Below are 6,436 nucleotides of genomic sequence, written 5' to 3'. Positions count from 1 at the left end.
GACCAATAGCATTACGTTAGTAGGAGGCAATGACAGCGAACCTGTTATGATAGACAATGTAGCGGCAGGCAAGATTGCAACAGGTTCTCAGCAAGCTGTTAATGGTGGTCAGTTACATGATTATACTGAAGAGCAGATGAAAATAGTTCTTGAAGAAGCCAATAAGTATACGGATGAGAAAGTTAGTAGTCTTGTCAATGATGGTGTTAACGAGTCGAAATCCTATACGGATATGAAGTTTGAGACATTGAATTATGCTATTCAGGATGTTCGGAAAGAAGCAAGACAAGCTGCTGCTATTGGTCTAGCGGTGTCCAACTTACGTTACTATGATATACCAGGATCTTTAAGTGTTTCATTTGGGAGTGGTTTATGGCGCAGTCAATCTGCACTTGCTATTGGTGCTGGTTATACATCTGAAGATGGAAATATTCGCTCGAATGTATCTGTGACAAGTGCTGGAGGTCATTGGGGAATAGGCGCTGGAATTACTCTGAGGTTGAGATGATAATAGAAAAAATGGCTGTTATTGTAAAAACGAGAAGTATGTTAGTAAAGGTTCTGCTGTTTGCTCTTGCCTTAATAGGCAAGAGCGAAAGCTTTGCCAACGAGAACAATAATATTTATACAGTGCATCCACCGCACTTATCGATACCTAAGGGAGAACCTGGCGAAACACGTCGAATTATTATGCAGTTTTATGATTGGACTTTGATTTGTGACGAAAAACAAAAGCTTAAACATAAGCAAGGTATATGTAATGTGACACAGACGGTTCATGATCAAGAAGGAAATACCATTTTTAGTTGGTCTCTTGTTTCTACGACAAGTGGTCAAGCAGTGATGCTTTTTCGAACATTGCCAAATTCTGATATAAATGTTCCGATTCAAATGTTTGTAAAAGGTGTTAAAAAACCTGTTCTTATTAATTATACGCAATGTAATGAAACGGTTTGTTTGGCACAATCACCTGTAGGGCCGGTTTTGACTAAACAAATAGAGCAGAACAATAAGGTACGTATTTCCTATAAAACTAAAGAAGGTAAGGTATTTTCTTTTACTGTACCATTTAAAGGGTTAAATGCAGCACTTAATTCTTTCCGTCCTTAGAATTCATCGAGTATTTTTAACAAGAGTCATTTTTCCATAAATTGTTGTATTATATTTCTGAGTGTAAATTATAAGATCAAATAAGTAAGAAGTTTTATATAATATGATATCGAGGTGATTTGTTGGAAAGAGTGAGAGTTGAATATAAAGTTACAGTAAGTTCTTTATATGTAATAGAAAATCAAGTTAGTGTTTTCCATAATGCTTAAAGAATGATTTCGTTAGTTATTAAAAGTAAAAAAGATTAGAAATACTCGATTTATTCCTTACAATAATGAGTAGACTAAATTCTTTTTTAAGCTTCAAATGGATTTTTAAAGCGGTCTGATTATGCATTAATATTTTTCAGATAAAGTTATAATTCTAGAGATTTTTTTGAACGATAGTTTTTATTGGTATTCACAAAATAACAGCTATTGTAATTGCATTTTGTAGTACTATAGAACTTTTATTCCAGCATAATCAAAGCCATTTCATTGCATATAACAAACGAAGCTCGTGTGTAGATAACGAGATTAAAAAAATTTTTTCTTATAAACCGTACTAATGTATAGGTTGTTGTAACCTTAAGATTCAGGAAATAGTATGATAGTGTAGGTTTGTTACAATAGAGGTGTGCTCCGTGTAAATGGTATAAAGAAAAGAGCATAATTTATAAAAATTGATGTGAACGTAAACGATTAATTTATAGTTTTAAGTTGATAAAGAGAAGCATGATTTCACGGAAACAACCGAAAGATTATACAAAAATCTGAATGATGCTAGTGTAGAAAATTTTAATGATAGGAAAAGAAAGAGTGATTTCTTATATTTATCATTTGATGCTGCATTATTGCTTTATTTAGGAATGAGCAGAAGAATTTTCGCGTTTATTTATTGGGGGGAACGCTCAAGGGATAAGGGAAATGACCCCGTTAAATTATGGTTCAAAAGAGTTGAAGCGAGGAGAAATATACGATACCAAAGCAGATCAGTTGTATGATCAGTGCGGTAGTAGTACAAATAATCTTTCTGCATTGTCACGAACAGAGGTATACTCTGTCCTTGTTGATATAAAGAGACAACAGAGAAAAAAACATTATGAACAGAAACAGGTTTTTGTTCAATCTGAGACAGCTTTTGAGTTTCATAATCAGATAATGATAGGTACTCAAAAAACAAAAAAACTCAAAGCACCTTTTCTTCGACGGTTCCATCCAGTAAAATCTCCACCTCTTTATGCGGCACTTGATCTCGGAACAAATAATTGTCGTCTTCTTATCGCATCTCCCAGTAAACCTGGATATTTTCGTGTTGTTGATGCTTTTTCTCGTATTGTACGATTGGGAGAAGGTTTAATAAATAACGGTTTTCTTAATACACAAGCTATGGATCGTGCGATTGAAGCATTAAAGATTTGTCATTTAAAGCTAAAACAAAGGCATATTAAGCGTTATCGCTTGATTGCAACGGAAGCTTGTCGTTCTGCAGAAAATGGTAGACATTTTATTCAGCGTGTTTTGGAGGAGACAGGTCTTGAATTGGAAATTGTTGATCGGCAAACAGAAGCGCGTTTTGCTGTTACAGGGTGTAGTACACTTGTTGAACCAAATACTGACGCAATTGTGCTTTTTGATATTGGAGGAGGATCATCAGAAATTGTGCTACTTGATGTTTCTCAAAAGCGTTCTTTTCGTTTAGCTCGACAAATTATCGCTTGGACTTCTCTTCCTGTTGGTGTTGTTACGCTTGCTGAACGTTTTGGAGGGAATGATATTAGCTTAGACGATTTTGAAAAAATGAAAAGCTATGTGCGAGGGTTATTAAATAATTTTTCAGATCGTCATAAATTAGGAGAGTTAGCACAAGGTTCGAAGTTTCATCTTTTGGGAACCTCCGGTACGGTTACGACTTTAGCAGGAATGTATCTTAATTTAGAGCGTTATGATAGGAAAAAAGTGGATGGCATTTGGATGAATGATGCAGACATTACACTTATGACACAACGCCTATTATCATGGGATATAGAAAAACGTGTCATAAGTCCTTTTATTGGACGCGAGAGAGCAGATTTAGTTTTAGCTGGTTGTGCAATTTTAGATGTTATTCGGGAAGTTTGGCCAAGTCAGCGTTTAAGAGTTGCTGATCGTGGATTAAGGGAAGGAATTTTGATAGAGCTGATGTTACGCGATGGAGTATGGTGTCGTCATAGAAAGAGCAGAGATTTCAAGCGTTAGAGAATTAAATATGGAGACAATGAATAACGATGAAAAAAACAACAAAAACACCAAGAGGTGGCTATGGAGGTTCAGGGTCACATGAATTATATCAGCGCGTAAAAAAGAAAGCAGGAACCATTAAAGCTTCATCACGACGATGGTTAGAGAGGCATCTGAATGATCCTTATGTCCATCAATCAAAAGTAGATGGTTATCGTTCGCGTGCGGCTTATAAACTCATTGAAATTAATGAGCGCTATAGGTTTTTGAAAAAAGGTCAAAAGGTTATTGATCTAGGAGCAGCACCTGGGGGCTGGTGTCAGGTGGTTGAGCGTATAGTAGGGTCAAGTGATGAGGATCCTAGCGTTGTTGGTATTGATTATTTACATGTTGATCCATTACCTAGAGTTGCCATGTTGGAAATGGATTTTTTGCATACAGATGCACCGCAGAAATTAATTGAAACTTTAGGGACAAAACCGGATGTGGTTCTTTCTGATATGGCAGCGCCAACAACAGGTCATCGTCAGACGGATCATTTAAGAACGATTTATTTATGTGAAGTTGCGGCTGATTTTGCTCTTTCGGTTCTTAAGCCTGGGGGACATTTTTTAGCAAAGGCTTTTCAAGGAGGAGCAGAAAACACTCTTCTTACGATACTAAAACAGCATTTTAAAAAAGTCTATCATGTTAAACCACCCGCAAGCCGATCAGAATCAGTAGAGCTTTATCTTCTAGCACTTGAATTTAAGGGAAAAACAAAAATACAAGAATAGCGCCTTCTTTTAAGAAGACTTAACTTTACTTAACCTATTTAGATGTGATGATTTTTTTCTCAAAGAGTTATCGGCGATAGTGACAGTTTTTCTGTTATCAATGATGAAAAACTGGTAAAATTAATGTATTGCCTATAGAGGTAAAGAGATTGATTCCTCAGTGAGAGTGAGTGTTTCCAATGAAATTTCTTGATCAAGCTAAAGTTTATATTCGTTCTGGTAATGGAGGTTCTGGAGCAGTATCATTTCGTCGTGAAAAATTCATAGAATTTGGGGGACCTGATGGGGGGAATGGAGGACGGGGTGGTGATGTTTGGGCTCTTGTTGTTGATGGGCTTAACACGCTGATTGATTATCGCTACCAACAGCATTTTAAAGCAAAAACAGGGGGGCATGGCAAGGGGCGTAATATGACGGGTGAGAAGGGTAATGATGTCATCCTTAAAGTTCCGGTTGGGACGCAAATTTTTGAAGAAGATAATACAACGTTAATCTGTGATTTAACGGAAGTGGGACAGCGCTATCGCCTTGCAAAAGGAGGGAATGGCGGTTTTGGCAATCTTCACTTTACAACATCGACAAATCGGGCACCGCGTCGTGCAAATCCAGGTTTGGCTGGAGAAGAGCGTGCAATATGGCTTCGTTTGAAGTTAATTGCTGATGCGGGGCTTGTTGGTTTACCAAATGCTGGAAAATCAACTTTTTTAGCTTCTGTAACGGCTGCAAAACCAAAAGTTGCAGATTATCCTTTTACCACTCTACATCCTCATCTTGGTGTTGTACGTATTGATGGTCGTGAATTTGTTTTGGCTGATATTCCAGGATTAATTGAAGGAGCGCATGAAGGTGTGGGAATTGGAGATCGTTTTTTAGGACATGTGGAACGTTGTCGCGTACTGCTTCATCTAATTTCTTCTCAAGAAGAAGATGTTGCAAAAGCATATCAAATTGTGCGTCATGAACTTGAGGCATATGGAAATAATCTAAGTGATAAAACTGAAATTGTTGCTTTAAGCCAGATAGATACGCTAACGATTGAAGAGCGTGAAGCTAAACGGGAAGCTTTGCAAAAAGTAACGGATCAACCTGTTATGATGTTTTCTGCGGTTAGCCGCGAAGGTTTAGAAAATGTGCTGCGTGCTGGTGCACATATTATTGAAATGTCACGCAAAGAGGAGATCAGTGGGGATAGCAAGGTTGATTGAGATGGCTGTTGGATCGCAAAAACTTACACACTATAAACGTATTGTGGTCAAGATTGGATCTGCCCTTTTGGTTGATCCTCAGGCAGGTTTACGGGTTGAGTGGCTTAAAAGCTTGATCAATGATGTTGTTGAATTGCATAAAAAAGGCGTAGAGATATTATTGGTGTCTTCAGGCGCTATTGCTTTAGGAAGGACATTGCTACAGCTTCCTAAGGGGACTTTGAAATTGGAAGAAAGTCAGGCATGTGCTGCTTTGGGGCAAATTGAGTTAGCAAAAACCTATGGTGATGCGCTTGCTCAACATGGGCTCAAAACAGGCCAAATTTTGCTCACTTTATTTGATACGGAGGAGCGAAGGCGTTATCTCAATGCACGTGCAACGATTGAGATGCTTTTATATTTGGGAGCTGTGCCTGTTATTAATGAGAATGATACTGTTGCAACAACTGAAATTCGTTATGGTGATAATGATCGTTTAGCTGCACGTGTGGCAACAATGGTGAGGGCAGATCTTTTAATACTTTTATCCGATATTGATGGTCTTTATACAAAGTCTCCCCATAGTGATCCTACGGCTGAATTTATACCTTTTGTTGCATCCATTACGCATGATATCGAAAAAATGGCAGATGTTGCTGCTTCAGAGTTTTCACGGGGAGGAATGAAGACTAAGCTTGAAGCCGGAAAAATAGCTAATGCTGCTGGAACGGCGATGATTATCACCTCAGGCAAGCGTATGAATCCCCTTGCTGCAATTGACAAAGGTGAACGCAAGAGTTTTTTTGCGGCAAGTAAGAAATCTGTCAATGCTTGGAAAACATGGATTTCTGGTCATTTAGATCCATCTGGTGTTTTGACGATTGATCAAGGAGCCATTAGGGCTCTTGAATCAGGAAAATCATTATTAGCTGCAGGGGTTATTGGCGTTGAGGGAAATTTCCAGCGTGGGGATACGGTTGCAATTATTGGTACAGATGGAGTTGAGATTGCGCGTGGACTTGTAAGCTATGACAAAGATGAGGCTGTACGCATTATAGGACATAAAAGTAAAGAAATCGAAGCTATTCTTGGGTATGAGGCGCGCTCTGCTATGGTGCATCGTAATGATATGATTGTACGTTGCTTGACCAATACTGTTTAAAAAAGT

Annotated in this window: 6 protein-coding genes; all 6 read left to right on the top strand. The window is 38.0% G+C overall.

Going from position 1 to position 6,436, the window contains the following annotated elements:
* Positions 1-508 (top strand): YadA-like family protein (locus ACFINI_RS04890; protein ID WP_375646401.1); only part of this gene is annotated, 508 nt, incomplete at its 5' end.
* Positions 505-1,110, top strand: coding sequence for an invasion associated locus B family protein (locus ACFINI_RS04885; RefSeq protein WP_375611868.1), 606 nt, complete (start codon positions 505-507; stop codon positions 1,108-1,110). The genes ACFINI_RS04890 and ACFINI_RS04885, both read left to right, overlap by 4 nt.
* Positions 1,111-2,015: 905 nt before the next feature.
* Positions 2,016-3,326: a Ppx/GppA phosphatase family protein gene (locus ACFINI_RS04880; protein WP_375646397.1), complete on the top strand. Its 1,311-nt coding sequence runs from the start codon at positions 2,016-2,018 to the stop codon at positions 3,324-3,326.
* A gap of 29 nt (positions 3,327-3,355) precedes the next feature.
* Positions 3,356-4,084: an RlmE family RNA methyltransferase gene (locus tag ACFINI_RS04875; protein ID WP_375629986.1), complete on the top strand. Its 729-nt coding sequence runs from the start codon at positions 3,356-3,358 to the stop codon at positions 4,082-4,084.
* A 179-nt stretch (positions 4,085-4,263) separates the two neighbouring features.
* Positions 4,264-5,289, top strand: coding sequence for a GTPase ObgE (gene obgE / locus ACFINI_RS04870; RefSeq protein WP_375639538.1), 1,026 nt, complete (start codon positions 4,264-4,266; stop codon positions 5,287-5,289).
* 1 nt (position 5,290) lies between these two features.
* Positions 5,291-6,430 (top strand): glutamate 5-kinase, encoded by a 1,140-nt coding sequence (proB, locus tag ACFINI_RS04865; protein ID WP_375621155.1) that lies wholly within the window; start codon positions 5,291-5,293, stop codon positions 6,428-6,430.
* Positions 6,431-6,436: the final 6 nt, after the last annotated feature.

Origin of the sequence: Bartonella sp. AA56HLJMS, from assembly GCF_042197145.1 — a bacterium.
Taxonomy (GTDB): domain Bacteria; phylum Pseudomonadota; class Alphaproteobacteria; order Rhizobiales; family Rhizobiaceae; genus Bartonella.
Note: the sequence above shows the minus strand (reverse complement) of the source record. Positions and strands in the feature narration are given on the sequence as shown.

Bases quoted from the DNA above. Each gene is read 5' to 3' on its own strand.
- obgE (WP_375639538.1), top strand. From the start codon at position 4,264: ATGAAATTTCTTGATCAAGCTAAAGTTTATATTCGTTCTGGTAATGGA.
- ACFINI_RS04885 (WP_375611868.1), top strand. From the start codon at position 505: ATGATAATAGAAAAAATGGCTGTTATTGTAAAAACGAGAAGTATGTTA.
- ACFINI_RS04875 (WP_375629986.1), top strand. From the start codon at position 3,356: ATGAAAAAAACAACAAAAACACCAAGAGGTGGCTATGGAGGTTCAGGG.
- proB (WP_375621155.1), top strand. From the start codon at position 5,291: ATGGCTGTTGGATCGCAAAAACTTACACACTATAAACGTATTGTGGTC.
- ACFINI_RS04880 (WP_375646397.1), top strand. From the start codon at position 2,016: ATGACCCCGTTAAATTATGGTTCAAAAGAGTTGAAGCGAGGAGAAATA.